The sequence below is a fragment of the Shewanella sp. SM32 genome (genome assembly GCF_025654235.1).
Lineage (GTDB): Bacteria > Pseudomonadota > Gammaproteobacteria > Enterobacterales > Shewanellaceae > Shewanella > Shewanella oncorhynchi.
In genome coordinates this window covers 1-17,176 of record NZ_JAKKRO010000077.1, presented here as the reverse complement: position 1 = coordinate 17,176, position 17,176 = coordinate 1, and the positions used below count along the sequence as shown (strand labels likewise).

Here is a 17,176-nt window from a genome sequence, read left to right as displayed (position 1 = left end):
GTTCAATGCCTGTTGTGGCTAGTTGGTTTACACGCACAGCAACAGGGCTGGGATAAGCATTTTCAGGCCAATACCATTGGGCATCGAACGGTACTCTCAACGATTCGCTTGGGATTGGAGGTACTCAGGCGGCCTGATTATCAAATCACGGAGAAAGAATTGCTGGCGGCCTGGGTATTATTCGCCAATCAGTTGCTCAAATATGGCTATGCTATGGCTGATTTATGAGGGGATCCTTCAGTGCTTAACGACCTGAGAGAAATCAATACTAATGCCGTAGAGAATGGCATCGCATTATTGAACAAAAGTGGTTGCCACGATGATTGGGCATTTTATGTCAATATAGGAGATTCAAATTGAAAATTATAGATTTGATTGAACACATATCAGAATCTGATGAGACAGGTTTGATAAAAATTAAACCTTTCATAAAAATAGACTACGAACGAATTAAAAAAACTGTTATTTATAGTATGGAAAGCGTCAATTCAAATAGACATGGAGATATTACTTTTGATGATGATGTGTGGCGAAACAGAATCAGATCGATAAATTTCTCAACGCTCTCATCCGCTTTAAAATATGAAGTCAAATCTGCTTTTTTACTCGCAAATTTTATAGGGGTTTTTGAGGGAGGAAAAGGTATAAAATTCTCATCTGTTTGCCATCAAGCTTACCCATTAATTAATTTCTCCCAATTATTGCAGAACTATGGCATTAATTCAATAACTGATTTTAATTCTTTGCCAAACCTTGTTATAAGAAATTATTTCATTAAATTCATTAAAGATAAATTGATCCTTAAAAATTCATTATTATCTTTCAAGTCAAGATTCTTTGAGGATAAACTTAATTATGGTCTGTTCACAGAAAATTCTTTAACGATACTTTATGAAGTACTGGACAAATTCGACATTTCGTTTGAAAGACAAAATAGACCAATATCTTATCCAATCGTGCCTTCTGACCTTTTAAAAAATGTCATCGCTGAATGTGAAAATAAAATCTCTAACGCAAAAAAAATAATCGAAGGATGGGAAGTTGCAAATGAAAACTATGTAAATGGAATTAAAAATGTGACTGATACAGGTATTGAGCACAAAAGCGCATCTCGATTAATAAACAAAAGAAGAAGTCTTTCCCTTTTAGCAGAACCATTAAGGTATGGTTTTAAAGTTCTGGACAATCTCAAATTACATGTATTGTTTTATATTCTTGCTTATACTGGAATGCGTAAAGAGGAAGCGTTGTCCTGTATTATTGGTTGCTCAAATAAGCATGATGGAAAGTATTATGTTGAAGCCATTCTGACCAAAACTGACGAAACCCAAATAACCATGAAATGGATCGCAAATAAGGATACTCATGATGCAATTACAGTTCTAGAACGTTATGTAAAAGCAATGCACACACGAGCCATTGCAATACTGGATAACCCAAATATCAAGATCACAGATTCATTTAGACATCAGCTAAGGCATGGGTTAAATGAGAATCTTTTGTTTGGTGTAATTGATAATCTAACATCTATTAAGTTCTCTGATGCCTATCTCGGAAGTAGAAGCTACACCCAGATGAAAACCCCTGACGGAAAAGAGCCAAAGTTCTCATTGCACAAGTTTGAGTACAGACTATCGGCTAAAGACATCGAACAATTGGAGTCCTTGGGGTGCAACTATAAGTCAGTCAGGGGGCAGAATGTGGGCAAAAAATACGTTGAAGGAGAAATATTTAATATTACGCCACACATGCTTCGCCATAACTTTGCGTGGTTTATTATTGCGAACAGGCTGGGAGAATTGGATGATATAAAACACCAGTTCAAACACCTAGCCAGCTCAATGACTATGGTGTACGCATCGCGCGGTTTTGAAAGCTTAGATGAAATGATTAACCTATTTGAAATTTTCGAGGATCTGATGGTAAATAACCTCGCCAAGAACATTTCAATGGAGGCATCTGAGGGTATTTTAGCTGGCGAGGCAGGGAAACGCCTTAATGACGGAGCAAAAAACCTTATATTTAATGTGATAGCATCCGATAGATCCGATACAGGCCGCCCTATCAAGCAACTGCATTTCAAAAATTTGGATACTTACAAAATATTTTTGGCTAAAAACCTGAAAAATATTAGGGGCTTACCTCATGGCTACTGTACTGCAGGCCCCGATTGTAAGCTAAAAAATGTGGGACTTCCAAGCGGCTGCGTCTACTGTCCGAGTTACCTCGTTACAACACAGCAAAGAGTCCACTGGCAAGCAATGAAAAATTTCGCTGAAGAGAAACTCGGCTTTTACGACCGACTTCCGCAAGACAAAAAATCAGAGTATTCACTGATGGCTGAAAGTTGGCGAGACACAATTAATGCAGCCTCAGTGATCCTCACAGACAAATCTACACTCCAAGTAAATGGTGACATTGCATGAAAAATGAAACTAAGAAATCCGGCACAGAAAGGTTAAAACAAGCATTGAATGAATTGATTGCCTGCCCGACCGCACGAATTAACATGAATACTGTAGCTAAACAAGCAGGAGTGAACCATTCATTGTTCAGGAAAGCCATTTATCAGGAGATCAAACTAGAAATCCTTACTGCACAAAAAATTCGAGATGCTGAACGAAAGAATAGATCTAATACAGAACAAATATCAGCATTAAAGACAAAACTCACTACTGTTAACAACAAATTAGAGAGACTAAAAAATGAGCAACAAAAGCCGTCATCCAAGACTATAAAAGAAACTGAAGGTGTTATGATTGCACGCTTAGTAGAAATGTATCGATTTAATGATTTATTAAGAGCTGAACTACTGGGGAAATATGGCGAAACTATAGATGTGGGAACTGGTGAGATATTAAAAGTCAATTTCCGGAAGGATTAGTTGTATATGTAGGGTACAGGGTAACAAAATACGAGTGCGTTCATAATTCATCCAGTGTCGGATCAAATGACAATTCACTTTTCAAACTGAGCAATTTACCAGATTGAAAGACACCATTGTTACGCACTACGACGTTTTCACGCTTCAATATGTGAGCAGCAACGACCTCATTGACAACCAATATCAGGCGTCCATTGGACATGCCATACATAAGCTCAATTGCTCGTCTATTTAGCACTGACGGATGAGGCTCCAATACAAGTTCAACAATAGTGTTCCACATTGTATCCGTAGGTATGTCTAGCATCGAAACTGGTCTCGTAGACTGAGCTACTGAATTCATCCTAGACAGCGAAAAATCTAAAAATTGAGATACTGACAAGTCGTAAGCTCGCACATACCAGCCACAATAACCATGAAAAATTGCGAATGGAATAATTTCAGTGACCATTGAACCAGCTTTCAAGCACTCATACTCAATCTCGACAACACTGTGACCAACAATTGCTCGGTTAACGGCTGCCGTCATTTCCATATCTGGATACAATAGCCAGTTATCAAACATCAACTTAGGCGTATTCTGGCTGGTTCGTGAATACGTCGACTCCTGCAGAGAATAACGCGCTAGGTTAGCCAGTGATTTTTGAGGGGTATGCACAAACAAAGCTATGAATTTATCAGTTCGATAGAACGCTTTGTCCTGATGCCTCATCTCCAAGTTCTCAGATGCTATTTGGCGGTACAAGGCAATATCTCTAGTGCAACTAGCTGTAGCCAGTTGCAAACATTTGCTCAGCCACTGTCGGCTAACTCTCCCATAAAACTCTAGTGAAAAATCGATGAACTCCAGACGGTCTTTTTGTGTCAACGGCAGCTCATCAAGTGAGAAAATTTTCAATGGAATCCAACATTTTGTTATTTTTTTAAAAATATACAGCACAGTCGCTCTAGCTGTCATCTTCTTAATATTTCTGGTGGTATTTCTGGTAAGTTTATCCATGCTTACCACTCGTTTCAGCCCCAGTGGACAGTAAGGCCCACGTATAGATTTTTCATACTAAATCAGCACAGTGTCAGCGTTTTACTGGCACTATTTAGGCTAGTTCGAAAATAAAAATTCATACTAATTGGTATTCATAGCATGAATCGAGCAACAACTGAGTTTAAAGTATCATACTCAGCGAAACTCATTTTTGGACAAAACCAAGTCAAAGCTAGAACTCTAACTTGGTGCATTCAGATTAGAAAAAATAAGCTTAAATCTATTCAGTCAACCTAGCTAAGCTGTAACAGCTTCACTTAGCGAAGTAATAACAGGGGAATATGACTTTTACTGATCATCCTAGTGGTGTTGCTCCCCACAAAGAACTCCCTTATCCGCGAATGGCCGTAGGCTCCCATCACCATAAGGTCAATCTGATGCTCGGCTTGATAGGCTGCAAGTGCGGTTTGCACCTCCCCTTGGCAGGCTGCTGTGACCACGTTGAAGTTTGCTTCGTGGAGAACATCTGCGACTAAGGTTAATTCAGCCGCAGCTTGTGGTTTGTTGTCAGACACCATGACCAAATGACACTCAAGCCCTTTCAAGAGCGGACTCGTTAGTACTTGATTAAGCGCTTTTTTCGCCGTTAGGCTGCCATCATAGGCAATCATAAATCGCTTTGGCGCATGAAATTCAGCCATCACGACTAAGATAGGCTGGTTTATCGTACGGATCACACTTTCAAGGTGGCTGCCAATGGCCTGCACCTGATCTTGATGTTGCTCACCTTGACGCCCCATCACCACCAATCTGGCTTTACACTCTTGCTCTAACAAAGTTTCAACCAAGTCGCCATGGCGCTGCAAGGTTTCAATCTCAATTGCTGGTGCGGAATCAATAAGACGAGTTCGCGCGTCTTGCAACAGATATTTGCCCTGCTCAAGCGCCAATTTACTTCGACGAGCCTCAAGTTCTACCATCTCATTAAGCAAGTATTCTCGCGTACCTAGGCCAATATTTCCCGACAGATTTGTCTCTGTTGGATAAGTTGATTTATCTAATACATGCAATAACGTCACTGGCGCATCAAGTTGATTTGCAGCCCAGCTACTAGCATCACATACGGCAAGTGTCGCTTTTGAACCGTCGATACAGGCAATCACATTTGTCATCGTTATTTTCCTTTTTACTGTGTTGCTAGAGAGTTAGTGACCAGACATCATTTTTTCGACTTCTTCTGGCTTATCATGCACTCCAAATTTATCGACTATGGTGGCACTGGCTTGGTTAAGGCCAATCAACTCCACTTCAGTTCCCTCGCGACGGAATTTAATCACTACCTTGTCTAGGGCCGATACCGCAGTAATATCCCAAAAATGCGCTTGAGATAAGTCGATAGTCACCTTATCAACCACTTCCCTAAAATCAAATGAATTACTGAACTTATCTGCCGAGGCAAAAAAGACTTGCCCAATAACTTGATAATGGCGACCTGCGTCGGCAGCAGCCGTTACACTCTTAACCACCATAAAACGGCCCACTTTATTAGCAAAGAACAGGGACGCGAGTAATACCCCCACAAATACTCCCATAGCTAAGTTATGGGTAGCGACCACCACAGCAACGGTCGCCACCATCACAAGATTGGTTGATATTGGATGATGCTTAAGATTGCGAATTGAATCCCAAGAGAAAGTACCGATAGACACCATAATCATCACGGCAACCAGTGCAGCCATAGGGATAAGCTTTAACCATTCTCCAAGAAAAACGATCAAAATAAGTAAAAATACCCCCGCTGAAAAGGTCGATAGTCGTCCGCGACCACCCGATTTAACGTTGATGATCGACTGACCAATCATAGCGCAACCGGCCATACCGCCCATTAAGCCCGCGCCAATATTGGCAATACCTTGGCCCTTACACTCGCGGTTTTTATCACTTTGGGTATCGGTTAAGTCATCGACTATGGTGGCGGTCATCATAGATTCCAGTAAACCCACCACGGCAAGGCCGGCCGAATAAGGGAAGATGATCATCAGAGTTTCAAGGGTCAATGGCACTTCAGGCCAGAGGAAAATAGGCAAAGTATCAGGCAGTTGTCCCATGTCGCCGACAGTACGAATGTCTAACCCCATATAAACCGCAAAAAGCGTTAATCCGACAATACACACGAGAGGCGAAGGTACGGATTTACCGATCACAGGGATAAGTGGGAATAAATAGATAATACCAAGGCCTGCAATCGTCATCGCATACACATGCCAAGTAACATTAGTCAGCTCGGGCAACTGGGCCATAAAGATCAGAATCGCCAGTGCATTCACAAAGCCCGTCACCACAGAGCGGGAGACGAAACGCATCAAGCTTCCTAGCTTTAAGTAACCCGCGGCAATTTGCAGCATACCAGTTAATAGGGTCGCCGCGAGTAAATACTCGAGGCCGTGTTCCTTCACTAAGGTCACCATCAACAACGCCATAGCACCCGTTGCGGCAGAGATCATACCAGGACGACCACCTGTAAACGCGATGACCACTGCGATACAGAATGAAGCATACAGGCCGACTTTAGGATCTACCCCAGCGATAATGGAAAAGGCAATCGCCTCAGGGACTAACGCCAGTGCAACCACAATACCGGCTAATAGATCTCCGCGTATATTGGAGAACCACTCTTTTTTCATGGTTTGTATCATGTCACTCACTCTGATTGAAATTTAATCATATCTTCCAATAGCTAATATCAACACTTGACTCAAATGTCAGCGCATAGCCAATRAGGTACTTATGCGTCAAGGTGACGAAATGCAATTGGGATTATGGGGTACAGCAAAACAACTACCGAGTCGGTAGCGACTAAGGACGGATCTTAACGATCCAARAAGGAAGGATTAAACTAATGCGGCTTAATGCTCATCACCGAAAAATAACCTCACTTATATGAGCCAACTCAAATTTGACTGCATTAAAAATAGTWGTGCTATTGGGAATAGCGACATAATGACGTGTATAAAACAGGCCGGAGTATAGAGAGTTGTTTGCTCAAAATCAAAAAACTTCAGTTAACATCAGAGTGATTAAAATACCCACCATACTTTGGYGGGCATTGAATAAAAACAACYGCAACAACTCAGGGATAGCTTAGGTAAGTATTAAGCACCATCTGATATCGCTTTATGCCGAGGCAGTTTGATTGAGATAAGCGCCGCTAACGCAATAAATGCCGCCGATATCCACAGACAAGCCGCCATGCCATACACTTGATACACCCAGCCAGACAACACAGTCCCGATCAARCGCCCCATAGCATTAGCCATGTAGTAAAAACCCACATCTAACGATACGCCATCTTCATCCGCATAACTGACGATAAGATAACTGTGTAATGAAGAGTTGATCGCGAATAAGGCGCCAAACAGCATCAATCCCCAAATCAGTATATTCGCGGCATGGAAGTCATAACTTATCGCCAGCGCAATGCMTGCCGGCACTATGCTCAATATCGCCGCCCAACCTAAGGCGCTACGTCCATCGGGAACCTTGTTTTKGCYCGCCGACTTTGTCCCCGTCAAGCGAGGTGCRAAGCCTTGCACTATGCCRTARCCTATYACCCAGAGTGCGAGAAAACCGCCGACATACCAATGATCCCAACCAAAGGYTGAGGCCAAATAAACGGGTAAAGCCACCACAAACCACACATCCCGCGCACCAAACAAAAACATGCGTGCGGCAGAAAGCGTGTTTACCGCCGGACTCTTAGAGAAAATTTCCGTGAACTTAGGTTTGTTTTTGGCTTTACCTAAATCGCGCTGCAAACTTAACAGACTAAAAATCCACACCAGCAATAGGCCAATCGCCATGCCTAACACGGCCTGCTGGAATCCAAACAGGGTCAGTAAGGCGCCGCCCAAGAAGAACCCCGCGCCCTTTAGGGCATTTTTGGAGCCAGTGAGCATAGCAACCCACTTATACAGCTCACCCTGAGCATCATTGGGCACCAACAATTTGATACTGCTTTTAGCGCTCATCTTATTGAGATCTTTAGCGATACCCGACAAGGCCTGCGCCGCCATCACCCAAGCAACCGTCAGCATACCGCTAGGCACAAGCAGCATGCTAAGGGCAACAATCTGCATAAATAGGCCCACATTCATGGTCTTATTTAAGCCTAAACGCGCCCCGAGCCAGCCGCCGACTAAGTTCGTTACCACCCCAAAGATTTCATAGAAGAGGAATAGCATGGCAATTTGCAGCGGGCTATAACCTAAGCCATGAAAATGGAGCACCACTAACATACGTAATGCACCATCGGTAAGCGTGAATGCCCAATAGTTGCCTGTGACCACCAAATACTGGCGGATCTCGGGTGATATGTTAGACAAGAACCCTGTCAGCTTACCCATACCCATAAAGCTTATGCCTTATCCATCAGACCGACCATGCGGGCCAGTTCGACGGTGCGATTGGCATAGCCCCACTCGTTGTCATACCAAGCGTAGAGTTTGACCTGAGTGCCATTGATAATCATGGTCGATAGCGCATCGATAATGCTCGAACGCGGATCGGTTTTATAATCGACCGAGACTAATGGACGTTCCTCATAACCTAAAATGCCTTTTAGCGGTCCGTCTGCCGCTTCTTTTAACAGGCGATTGACCTCAGCTTCGGTCGTTTTGCGACTCACCTCGAACACGCAATCGGTTAATGAGGCATTCGCAAGCGGCACCCGCACGGCATGGCCGTTGAGCTTACCTTTGAGTTCAGGGAAAATATGGGTAATGGCTGTCGCCGAGCCCGTCGTTGTGGGGATTAAGCTTAAACCACAGGCCCGCGCACGGCGGAGATCTTTATGCGGTGCATCTAAAATAGTTTGAGTGTTGGTAATATCGTGAATAGTCGTCATGGAACCATGCACTATGCCGAGGTTTTCGTGGATCACTTTAACGATTGGCGCCAAACAGTTAGTAGTACAGGAGGCCGCAGTCACAATCGGATGAATAGCTTTGTCATAGAGTTGATGATTCACTCCCATGACAACGTTTAACACGCCCTCTTCTTTAACTGGCGCAGTGACCACAACGCGTTTAACGCCTTGATCTAAATAAGCTTGCAGCACTGCTTTGGTTTTCATTTTACCCGAGGCTTCAATCACCACATCGCAGGCGGACCAATCGGTTTCCCCGATGGTTTTATTGCGAGTACAGCGAATACGCTTGCCATCGATAATGATGTCATCAGCATCGGCATTGGCTTCGTACTGCCAGCGACCATGCACAGAATCGAATGTCAGCAAATGGGCTAAGGTCGCCGCATCCCCTGCGGGATCATTAATCTGCACAAACTCAACCTCATCCCAGCTCCAAGCGGCGCGCAGTGCTAAACGTCCCATACGGCCAAAGCCATTTATCCCGATTTTGATTGTCATACCTGCATCCTTCACACTCAGTTTTATATTAGGTGTTTTATATTATTTGTTTAAGATTAAAGCGTTATCTGTTCGATATGGCCGCGTTGATGCCCTTCTCGTTGGCAATGGCGGTAATAATCTCAGCGGTTTTAGTGCATTTAGCGCATCCACTACCTAATACTTTGATGTTTAACATTTTTATAATTCTCACAGAATGGGACCTATAGCGTTAAAGATCCAACCGATTAAGGTGAATGAAATCAATAAAATAGAAAAAACGATGGCCAGCAAACGCCATTGCATCACCTGCTTGAGCAAAATGAACTCGGGAAAACTGGCGGCAACCGTAGACATACAAAATGCCAATGTCGTCCCTACGGGCAAGCCATTAGTGATAAGGCTCTCCATGATAGGGATAACCCCTGTGGCATTGGAATACAGAGGAATACCAATCAATACCGCCACAGGAACCGACCACCATTGACCATCGCCTAAGTGGGCTTCGATCCAACCGTCAGGCACAAATCCATGGAGTGCGGCGCCAAGCCCAACCCCAATAATGACCCATTTCCACACTCGGCCAAAAATCTCTAGGGTCTCGCCTTTYGCAAATTCATGTCGCTCGGTTAACGTCATGGATATTGATGTCATACCCTCGTTATTATCGTGACTTGCTTGCGCCTTACCTTGTTCGAGTGCTTTGGCGGCAAAGGACTGCAGCCAACGCTCAGCGCGAATCGTGTCCAAAAATGCCCCCGCCAACATACCCACTGACATGCCGACTAGCACGTATATCACAGTAAACTTCCAGCCCAGCAGACTCACAAGCAACAGAACGGCGACTTCATTAATTAACGGCGAAGTGATCAGAAATGCCATAGTGATCCCAACGGGGATCCCCGCGGAAGTGAAACCTAAAAAAACAGGAATGCTCGAACATGAGCAGAATGGGGTAACAGCGCCAAAACCCGATCCCATAAAGTAACCGACAAAACGATTTTTACCCGCCAAGTAATCCCGAACACGCTCAACATTGAGCGAAGCCCGCATCAAAGCGATGCCATAAATCATCAGCAACAGGAGCGCAAAAATCTTAGTGGTATCTTCAATAAAAAAATGGATGGCGTCGGCGAGCTTAGTATTGGGCTCTAAACCCATCAAATCAAAAGTTAACCAGCCCGCTAAATCTGAAAATATTTGCAGCATTGTTACGCCACCTTAATATTAAGCAAAACTTTAGACACGTAAACATATGAAAAAACGTATATTTGAGGTTAAATTTTTGCTGCTAGTCTTCTAGCAGCAAGCTTTAGCACGGTCAGGACGCCCGCCCATCTTGCACAAATTACGCATATTTTCTTCAAGGAATACAGTGTTTTGGTTGGTAACTTCACTCAGCACTAACTGACTCCATTTGGGTAAGTCATTATTGATACGATAGAAAATCCATTGCCCCTGACGGCGATCAACTAATAAACCGCATTTACGTAATTGGGCCAAATGTCGCGAAATCTTAGGCTGGGTCTCTTGCAATGCCTCGGTCAATTCACAGACACAGAGCTCCCCCTCTTGCTGTATCAACATCATGCAACGCAAGCGGGTTTCATCGGCTAAACATTTAAAAAACTGGGTTGGATTAATCATTGATGCCCTTAGACTGAACTAGTACAAACATTTTGATCCTTTTGTTAACTTTCCTAAAGGCTCATTCAAACAGCAAGCTGTGAGCGGTAAGGAACAACACTCGTTTTTCATGGCTATGGATCTTTTGGAAAGACCTTGTACAATATATACGAATTTTCATATATGTAAATATCCGTATATAAGATCACCTTAAGTTTTACGCATTAGTCAAAATGGTGTTTGAGTATAGTGTTCAACACTAAGATATATAAGAAAATTCACATGTAAAAAATCATTCAAACCCACCGACAATATCGTTAGGTGAGGGCATTATTTTATGGTTACGGGTAGACAATCTCTACTCTTTGAGGAGCTTGTATGTGGTTAGCAGGGGCAATTTTTGTTCTCACCATAGTGTTAGTAATTTGGCAACCTAAGGGGTTAGGCATAGGTTGGAGTGCTACCTTGGGCGCCGTATTGGCCCTACTACTGGGTGTGGTGCACTTAGGGGATATTCCTGTGGTATGGAATATTGTCTGGAATGCGACCGCCACCTTTATTGCCGTGATCATCATCAGTTTATTATTGGATGAGTCGGGATTTTTCGAATGGGCCGCGCTGCATGTGGCCCGTTGGGGCAAAGGTCGTGGGCGTTTACTCTTTACTTACATAGTGTTACTCGGCGCGACTGTTGCCGCCTTATTCGCCAATGATGGCGCGGCGCTGATCCTCACCCCCATAGTGATTGCTATGTTACTGGCTCTTGGCTTTAGCGCCGGAGCGACCTTAGCCTTTGTGATGGCGGCGGGTTTTATTGCCGATACCGCGAGTTTGCCGTTAATTGTCTCTAACTTAGTGAATATCGTTTCCGCGGACTTCTTCAACATAGGCTTTAACGAATATGCCGCTGTGATGGTGCCTGTCGATATTGCCGCTATTATCGCCACCTTAGTCATGCTGCATCTGTTTTTCCGCAAAGATATTCCCACGACCTACGACTTGCAAAAACTGCGCGAGCCTAAGGCCGCCATTCGCGACCCTCAAACCTTTAAAACCGGTTGGGGCGTATTAGTCTTACTCTTGGTGGGCTTTTTTGGCTTAGAACCCCTCGGTGTGCCCGTGAGTTTAGTCGCTGCCGTGGGTGCCCTGATCCTGTTTATTGTCGCGAAAAAAGGCCATGCCATAGATACCACTAAGGTACTGCGCGGCGCGCCATGGCAGATAGTGATCTTTTCACTCGGCATGTATTTGGTTGTTTATGGTCTTCGCAACGCAGGCTTAACCGATTACCTATCAAGCGTATTAAATAGTTTGGCTGAACAAGGGCTTTGGGCTGCCACTATGGGCACAGGCTTCTTGGTCGCCTTTTTATCGTCCATCATGAACAACATGCCAACGGTGTTAATTGGCGCCCTGTCGATAGACGGTAGCAATGCAACTGGCGTGATTAAAGAGGCCATGATTTACGCTAACGTGATTGGTAGCGATTTAGGTCCTAAAATCACCCCCATCGGCAGTTTAGCAACCCTGCTATGGCTGCATGTACTGGCGCAGAAAAATATTAATATTACCTGGGGTTATTATTTCCGCGTCGGCATAGTAATGACGCTACCTGTGCTATTTGTCACCCTAGCGGCACTGGCGCTGCGCCTCTCCTTCTAATCTTCGTACATGGGCACTAGAGCATCTGTTTAGTGCCTATGGATAAATTTATAAGCGATTATTTATCAGAGACATGTTATGACTAATATGATTGATGACAGCATTAAGATTTACCACAATCCAGCCTGTGGTACATCGCGCAACACTTTAGCATTGATCCGTAATAGTGGAGTCGAACCCCAAATCATCCACTACTTAGAAACGCCACCCTCCCGCAATGAATTACTTAAGTTAATTAATGAGATGAAAATCTCTGTGCGTTCATTGTTACGCAACAATGTTGAACCATTTGAACGACTAGGACTTTCTGAAGACACATTTACTGATGAAGAACTGGTTAACTTTATGCTGACTTATCCCATTTTAATTAACCGTCCTATCGTCGTTACGCCGCGAGGCACAAAACTCTGTCGCCCGTCTGAGACAGTGCTTGATATTTTGACCAAAGCACAACAAGGCCCTTTCACCAAAGAAGATGGCGAAATCATCATTAATGAACAGGGACAAAGAGTTCGCACATGAAACCACTAAACCACGATATGCCAGCGCTCAAACAAGAATTAATGGTTAATAACATGGATATGGACTGTTTTAATCTAACTCCTCTAACCCATCCGCCTAGAATACTGATGCTTTATGGCTCAGTACGAGAACGCTCCTATAGCCGACTGACGACGGAAGAAGCGGCTCGACTATTAACACACATGGGCGCAGAGGTTCGTATTTTTAACCCTTCTGGACTTCCACTTCCTGATGATGCGCCTGACAGTCATCCCAAAGTCATGGAACTAAGAGAAATGGTACGTTGGTGCGAAGGTATGGTGTGGTGTTCACCAGAACGCCACGGTGCGATGACCAGTATTATGAAAGCTCAAATCGATTGGATCCCTTTGGCTGAAGGTGCTGTCCGGCCTTCACAAGGTAAGACATTAGCAATAATGCAGGTGAGTGGTGGTTCACAGTCCTTCAACACACTAAACCAAATGCGTATATTGGGCCGATGGATGCGCATGTTTACCATACCCAACCAATCTTCAATCGCAAAAGCTTGGTTAGAGTTTGACGAGGCAGGCCGAATGAAACCTTCGCCTTACTACGATCGTGTAGTTGATGTTATGGAGGAATTGATGAAGTTCACTTTACTCCTGAGGGGCAATGTTGATTTCCTCACGAACCGATATAGCGAACGCAAAGAAAGCGCTTCAGAGCTATCAACCCGAGTAAATCAAAAAGAAATATAGATTAAACACTAAAAGTATTCTGAACTATGGAGCAAAAGATTAGCCCAGCGCCAACTTTTGCTCCAGATAAGAACCATCACGCCAAATAAGTACATTCCAAATACACGAGTGAGCACCTAAATCCTTAAAGCCAGCTAAAAACTCTCTGTAACTTGCTATTAAAGATGCAATTCGTCCATTTGCTTGAATTCATGTTTAATCTGTTGATATTGCGATGGCCATTCATCGTACCAAAGAGCAAACTCCTCTACAGGCATAGGCTGAGCAATGCCATAGCCTTGGCACAATTGGCAGCCCAATTCAGCTAAACTTTTACCATGGGCAATAGTTTCAACACCTTCAGCAATCACATTAAGATTAAATACTGACGCTAAACGGATAACACCCTCCACGATACGCCAATCATCTTCGCTATCGAGCATACCTCGCACAAAACTCTGATCAATTTTGATCGTCGATATGGGTAATTGGCGTAAATACGTTAACGACGAATAACCTGTACCAAAATCATCTAGGGAAAAATGGACACCCAAACGCTTACATTCCTGAAGGATCTCAATTGCCAATGTCATATCTTCAATGGCGGCACTCTCTAAAATTTCCAATTCTAGATCCGAGGCCGTCAAATCGGGATATTGCATTAACGTCGATTTTAAGAATGCACTAAAGTGTTCAGCCAATAGCTGCCGAGCGCTCACGTTAATACTTACTGCTATCGGACGACCACTTTTTTGCCAATTCTGCCATTGCGCTACTGCAGTATTGATAACCCATTCACCTAAAGTAATTTCAAGATCACTGCCTGCAATATCCGGTAAAAACTCACTCGGACCGACTATACCTCGCAGTGGATGACGCCAACGAATTAAGGCTTCCGCGCCAATAATTTTACCAGTAGCGAAATTCACTTTAGGTTGGTAAAACATCACAAATTCATGACGTTCAAAAGCTGACTTGAGTTCTTCTAACCAAGTTCTCCGAGCAATAATGTTACGATCAATGTCAGGATCAAACATTTGGAAACGATTCTTACCTGCCGATTTTGCCATATACATGGCTTGGTCGGCATGGCGCAATAAAATGTCGGGGTCAACGTTATCCTCTGGATACAAACTCACGCCAATACAAGCCGTTAAACAAAGATTTATATCGCCGATTGATATCGGCTGATCGACCGCCGCCAGTATTCGTAATAGTACTTGAGTACATTCTTCCTCAGACATCATCTCAAATAAGATAACGAACTCATCGCCTCCTACCCGGGCCAACGTATCTTGCTGCCGAATCACCACAGACACATTATTTGCAATCGCGATCAACAGTTGGTCACCAACCTCATGGCCATAACGATCATTGATCACCTTAAACCCGTCAAGGTCCATAAAACACACGGCACAGATACTGCCATTACGTTGAACATGGGCAATCATTTGCTGAAAACGGTCTAAAAGTAAGCGACGATTTGGTAATCCTGTGAGTGCATCATAATTTGCTACGCGATCTAACTCAGTCTCATGGGTCTTTAATAACGTGATATCGGCTTGGGTTCCCGAAATCATCAACGCTCGACCTTGACTATCCTCTTCAACGACCCGCCCCTTACACAATATCCAGCACAGCTCGCCAGTCTTTTTAATGCAGCGCACTTCCAACTCTATACTGCTTGTTTTATGGATGAGATGCTGTAGAACCTGTTGCTCTATATTTTGCACATCTTCAGCATACACATATTGGCGCCAATTATTAACCGTCAGCTTCATCTCGCCAGCTTGATATCCCAAAATGGCTTCAAATCTTGGGCTGATTTGCACTTCTCCAGTAACAGCATTCCAGTCCCAGAATCCTTGTTCAGAACCTTGAATAACCCTTTGCAATTGTGCTGTTTGAGCCGCTAGTTGTTGTTGAAGCTGTCGCGCCTGGGTAATATCTTGCACTGTACCGTGCAATTTAAATATCTTACCGTGCGGATCACGCTGTGCTTGACCCCTAGCCATAATCCAACGATGGGCACGATTAGGATCTAGCAACTCAGCTTCGCATTCATACTCTTCTCCCGTATGCACACATCGCATCACCAGCGTACTTAACGCTTGCCAACTCTCAGGAGTAAATAATTTCTGCACTTGTTCTATCGAAGGGGCAGCTTCTTTATATGGCAAGCCATAAATCACAAAAACCTGTTCAGACCAAGTATGCGAATCAGTAACTAAATCCCACTCCCAACTGCCAATCCCTGATAATTGTTGTGCTTGTTTTAATCCCAACTCACTAATGAGTAAATGTTCAGCATTTTTTTCTTGAGTCGTGACATCCCTTGCTATTCCAAATAAGCCACAAATTGCACCTTGAGCGTCAAACACAGGACCTTTGGTCACTTGAAAAATGGCTGCTTCACCCTGAATATGTAAATACTCTTTATGTGTGGTGACCATTCCGGACACTAATACAGTGCGATCTTTTTCTTGGATAATATCAATAGAGTCAGCATCAAAAATATCAGTGTCATCTTTGCCCAAGATGTCACCCATGCTCTTGCCGACAAAGGTAGCGGCACCTTGGTTGACCAAGATATAACGCCCCGCCAAATCCTTCACAAAAATACCATCAGTTGTTTGAGAAACCACAGAATCGAGCAGTTGATGATTCACATCCAATTTCTGTAATGAAGCACGTAAATAGCCGCTTAGTGCACTGATCACTATGCCGTAAACACTTAGACTAATAAGCTGTAACCAATCTACCGAATGAATATTGTCGAGACTATTGGCGGTTGGATGAAGATAATAGACACACAGAACAGAGAGACATGTCGCGACTAATCCGGGGGCGAATCCGCCACCAATAGCGCTTAATGAAATAGGCAACATAAAAATCAGCAATAGTAAGCGCTGGTGCTGCTCAGCTGAAAGCGAATTGGCAAACCATAGCGTTATCAGCGTAAAACTCAATATCGCAATGTATTTAAGCCATGAGATATTGCTTATCGCTACAGAGCGAGCAAAGGTTATTTCTAGCAAATTACCCGATGGAGCATTATGACGGTCAGGAACGGCATTCAGAACAAAAAGTAGGATAAAGGCACTGGTAAATACAAAGAAAAAACCTTTAGCGAGGGATAAACGAAACACACGGTGTTTTTCAAGATAGTTGTCACTCTTTGTTTAAATATTAAGCTGCATTTATTACGCCTTCTTCTGGTGCCTTATCTGGGTTGAGTGTTACAGCGCCAACCGCTTCACAATTTCTGATCTCTGTAGACCAACGCATCGGTTTTCTTTCCTTCGCCGCCTCAAGCACTTTCTTGCGCTTCGCTAAAATAGCGCCATCTTGCAGTGCATGACGTTGCCCTGGTGAGACAAAATTTAGCTGGCTGTGTT

General features: G+C 43.7%; 14 protein-coding genes and 2 pseudogenes. 6 read left to right on the top strand and 10 right to left on the bottom strand.

Going from position 1 to position 17,176, the window contains the following annotated elements:
- The 3 genes and pseudogenes from L5M10_RS21135 to L5M10_RS21125 form a co-directional block, all read left to right on the top strand.
- Positions 1 to 228 (top strand): annotated as a pseudogene (locus L5M10_RS21135) (IS4 family transposase); the annotation flags it as partial.
- A 128-nt stretch (positions 229 to 356) separates the two neighbouring features.
- Entirely contained in the window at positions 357 to 2,426 is a 2,070-nt protein-coding gene (locus tag L5M10_RS21130; protein WP_263255847.1) for a hypothetical protein, read from the top strand.
- Positions 2,423 to 2,884 carry a hypothetical protein gene (locus L5M10_RS21125; protein WP_069453633.1) on the top strand — a complete coding sequence of 154 codons (462 nt, stop codon included), beginning with the start codon at positions 2,423 to 2,425 and terminating at the stop codon, positions 2,882 to 2,884. The genes L5M10_RS21130 and L5M10_RS21125 overlap by 4 nt, the downstream gene beginning before the upstream one ends.
- 40 nt (positions 2,885 to 2,924) lie before the next feature.
- Here the strand turns inward: L5M10_RS21125 and L5M10_RS21120 are convergent, their stop codons facing one another.
- The 8 genes from L5M10_RS21120 to L5M10_RS21085 all read right to left on the bottom strand — a co-directional run bounded on the left by L5M10_RS21120 (position 2,925) and on the right by L5M10_RS21085 (position 10,917).
- The gene (locus tag L5M10_RS21120) at positions 2,925 to 3,884 is read right to left on the bottom strand and encodes a WYL domain-containing protein (protein WP_263255846.1); all 960 of its coding nucleotides are present in this window, start codon (positions 3,882 to 3,884) and stop codon (positions 2,925 to 2,927) included.
- Between the two features lie 299 nt (positions 3,885 to 4,183).
- On the bottom strand, positions 4,184 to 5,038 hold the full coding sequence (locus tag L5M10_RS21115; RefSeq protein WP_263255845.1) for a universal stress protein: 855 nt from the start codon (positions 5,036 to 5,038) through the stop codon (positions 4,184 to 4,186).
- A 33-nt stretch (positions 5,039 to 5,071) separates the two neighbouring features.
- The gene (locus L5M10_RS21110; protein WP_263255844.1) at positions 5,072 to 6,562 is read right to left on the bottom strand and encodes a SulP family inorganic anion transporter; all 1,491 of its coding nucleotides are present in this window, start codon (positions 6,560 to 6,562) and stop codon (positions 5,072 to 5,074) included.
- A gap of 456 nt (positions 6,563 to 7,018) precedes the next feature.
- Positions 7,019 to 8,269 (bottom strand): organoarsenical effux MFS transporter ArsJ, encoded by a 1,251-nt coding sequence (arsJ, locus tag L5M10_RS21105; RefSeq protein ID WP_263255849.1) that lies wholly within the window; start codon positions 8,267 to 8,269, stop codon positions 7,019 to 7,021.
- 11 nt (positions 8,270 to 8,280) lie between these two features.
- Entirely contained in the window at positions 8,281 to 9,291 is a 1,011-nt protein-coding gene (locus L5M10_RS21100; RefSeq protein ID WP_263147600.1) for an ArsJ-associated glyceraldehyde-3-phosphate dehydrogenase, read from the bottom strand.
- A 64-nt stretch (positions 9,292 to 9,355) separates the two neighbouring features.
- On the bottom strand, positions 9,356 to 9,469 hold the full coding sequence (locus L5M10_RS21095; protein ID WP_173248055.1) for a thioredoxin family protein: 114 nt from the start codon (positions 9,467 to 9,469) through the stop codon (positions 9,356 to 9,358).
- Between the two features lie 11 nt (positions 9,470 to 9,480).
- A complete protein-coding gene (locus L5M10_RS21090; protein ID WP_263147603.1) occupies positions 9,481 to 10,479 on the bottom strand; it encodes a permease in 999 nt (332 codons plus the stop codon).
- 90 nt (positions 10,480 to 10,569) lie between these two features.
- Positions 10,570 to 10,917 (bottom strand): metalloregulator ArsR/SmtB family transcription factor, encoded by a 348-nt coding sequence (locus tag L5M10_RS21085; protein WP_263147605.1) that lies wholly within the window; start codon positions 10,915 to 10,917, stop codon positions 10,570 to 10,572.
- 357 nt (positions 10,918 to 11,274) lie between these two features.
- Between L5M10_RS21085 and L5M10_RS21080 the strand changes: the two genes are divergently transcribed.
- The 3 genes from L5M10_RS21080 (at position 11,275) to arsH (ending at position 13,799) form a co-directional block, all read left to right on the top strand.
- Entirely contained in the window at positions 11,275 to 12,558 is a 1,284-nt protein-coding gene (locus L5M10_RS21080; RefSeq protein WP_263255843.1) for an arsenic transporter, read from the top strand.
- Between the two features lie 87 nt (positions 12,559 to 12,645).
- Positions 12,646 to 13,080, top strand: coding sequence for a glutaredoxin-dependent arsenate reductase (gene arsC / locus L5M10_RS21075; RefSeq protein WP_263255848.1), 435 nt, complete (start codon positions 12,646 to 12,648; stop codon positions 13,078 to 13,080).
- Positions 13,077 to 13,799, top strand: coding sequence for an arsenical resistance protein ArsH (gene arsH / locus L5M10_RS21070; RefSeq protein WP_311981122.1), 723 nt, complete (start codon positions 13,077 to 13,079; stop codon positions 13,797 to 13,799). The genes arsC and arsH overlap by 4 nt, the downstream gene beginning before the upstream one ends.
- A 158-nt stretch (positions 13,800 to 13,957) precedes the next feature.
- Here arsH and L5M10_RS21065 read toward each other — a convergent pair whose 3' ends face one another.
- Entirely contained in the window at positions 13,958 to 16,927 is a 2,970-nt protein-coding gene (locus tag L5M10_RS21065) for an EAL domain-containing protein (RefSeq protein WP_263255842.1), read from the bottom strand.
- A 40-nt stretch (positions 16,928 to 16,967) separates the two neighbouring features.
- A pseudogene (locus L5M10_RS21060) lies at positions 16,968 to 17,176 on the bottom strand (IS3 family transposase); the annotation flags it as partial.

Bases quoted from the DNA above. Each gene is read 5' to 3' on its own strand.
- L5M10_RS21125 (WP_069453633.1), top strand. From the start codon at position 2,423: ATGAAAAATGAAACTAAGAAATCCGGCACAGAAAGGTTAAAACAAGCA.
- L5M10_RS21120 (WP_263255846.1), bottom strand. From the start codon at position 3,884: ATGGATAAACTTACCAGAAATACCACCAGAAATATTAAGAAGATGACA.
- L5M10_RS21115 (WP_263255845.1), bottom strand. From the start codon at position 5,038: ATGACAAATGTGATTGCCTGTATCGACGGTTCAAAAGCGACACTTGCC.
- L5M10_RS21110 (WP_263255844.1), bottom strand. From the start codon at position 6,562: ATGATACAAACCATGAAAAAAGAGTGGTTCTCCAATATACGCGGAGAT.
- L5M10_RS21100 (WP_263147600.1), bottom strand. From the start codon at position 9,291: ATGACAATCAAAATCGGGATAAATGGCTTTGGCCGTATGGGACGTTTA.
- L5M10_RS21095 (WP_173248055.1), bottom strand. From the start codon at position 9,469: ATGTTAAACATCAAAGTATTAGGTAGTGGATGCGCTAAATGCACTAAA.
- L5M10_RS21085 (WP_263147605.1), bottom strand. From the start codon at position 10,917: ATGATTAATCCAACCCAGTTTTTTAAATGTTTAGCCGATGAAACCCGC.
- L5M10_RS21080 (WP_263255843.1), top strand. From the start codon at position 11,275: ATGTGGTTAGCAGGGGCAATTTTTGTTCTCACCATAGTGTTAGTAATT.
- arsC (WP_263255848.1), top strand. From the start codon at position 12,646: ATGATTGATGACAGCATTAAGATTTACCACAATCCAGCCTGTGGTACA.
- arsH (WP_311981122.1), top strand. From the start codon at position 13,077: ATGAAACCACTAAACCACGATATGCCAGCGCTCAAACAAGAATTAATG.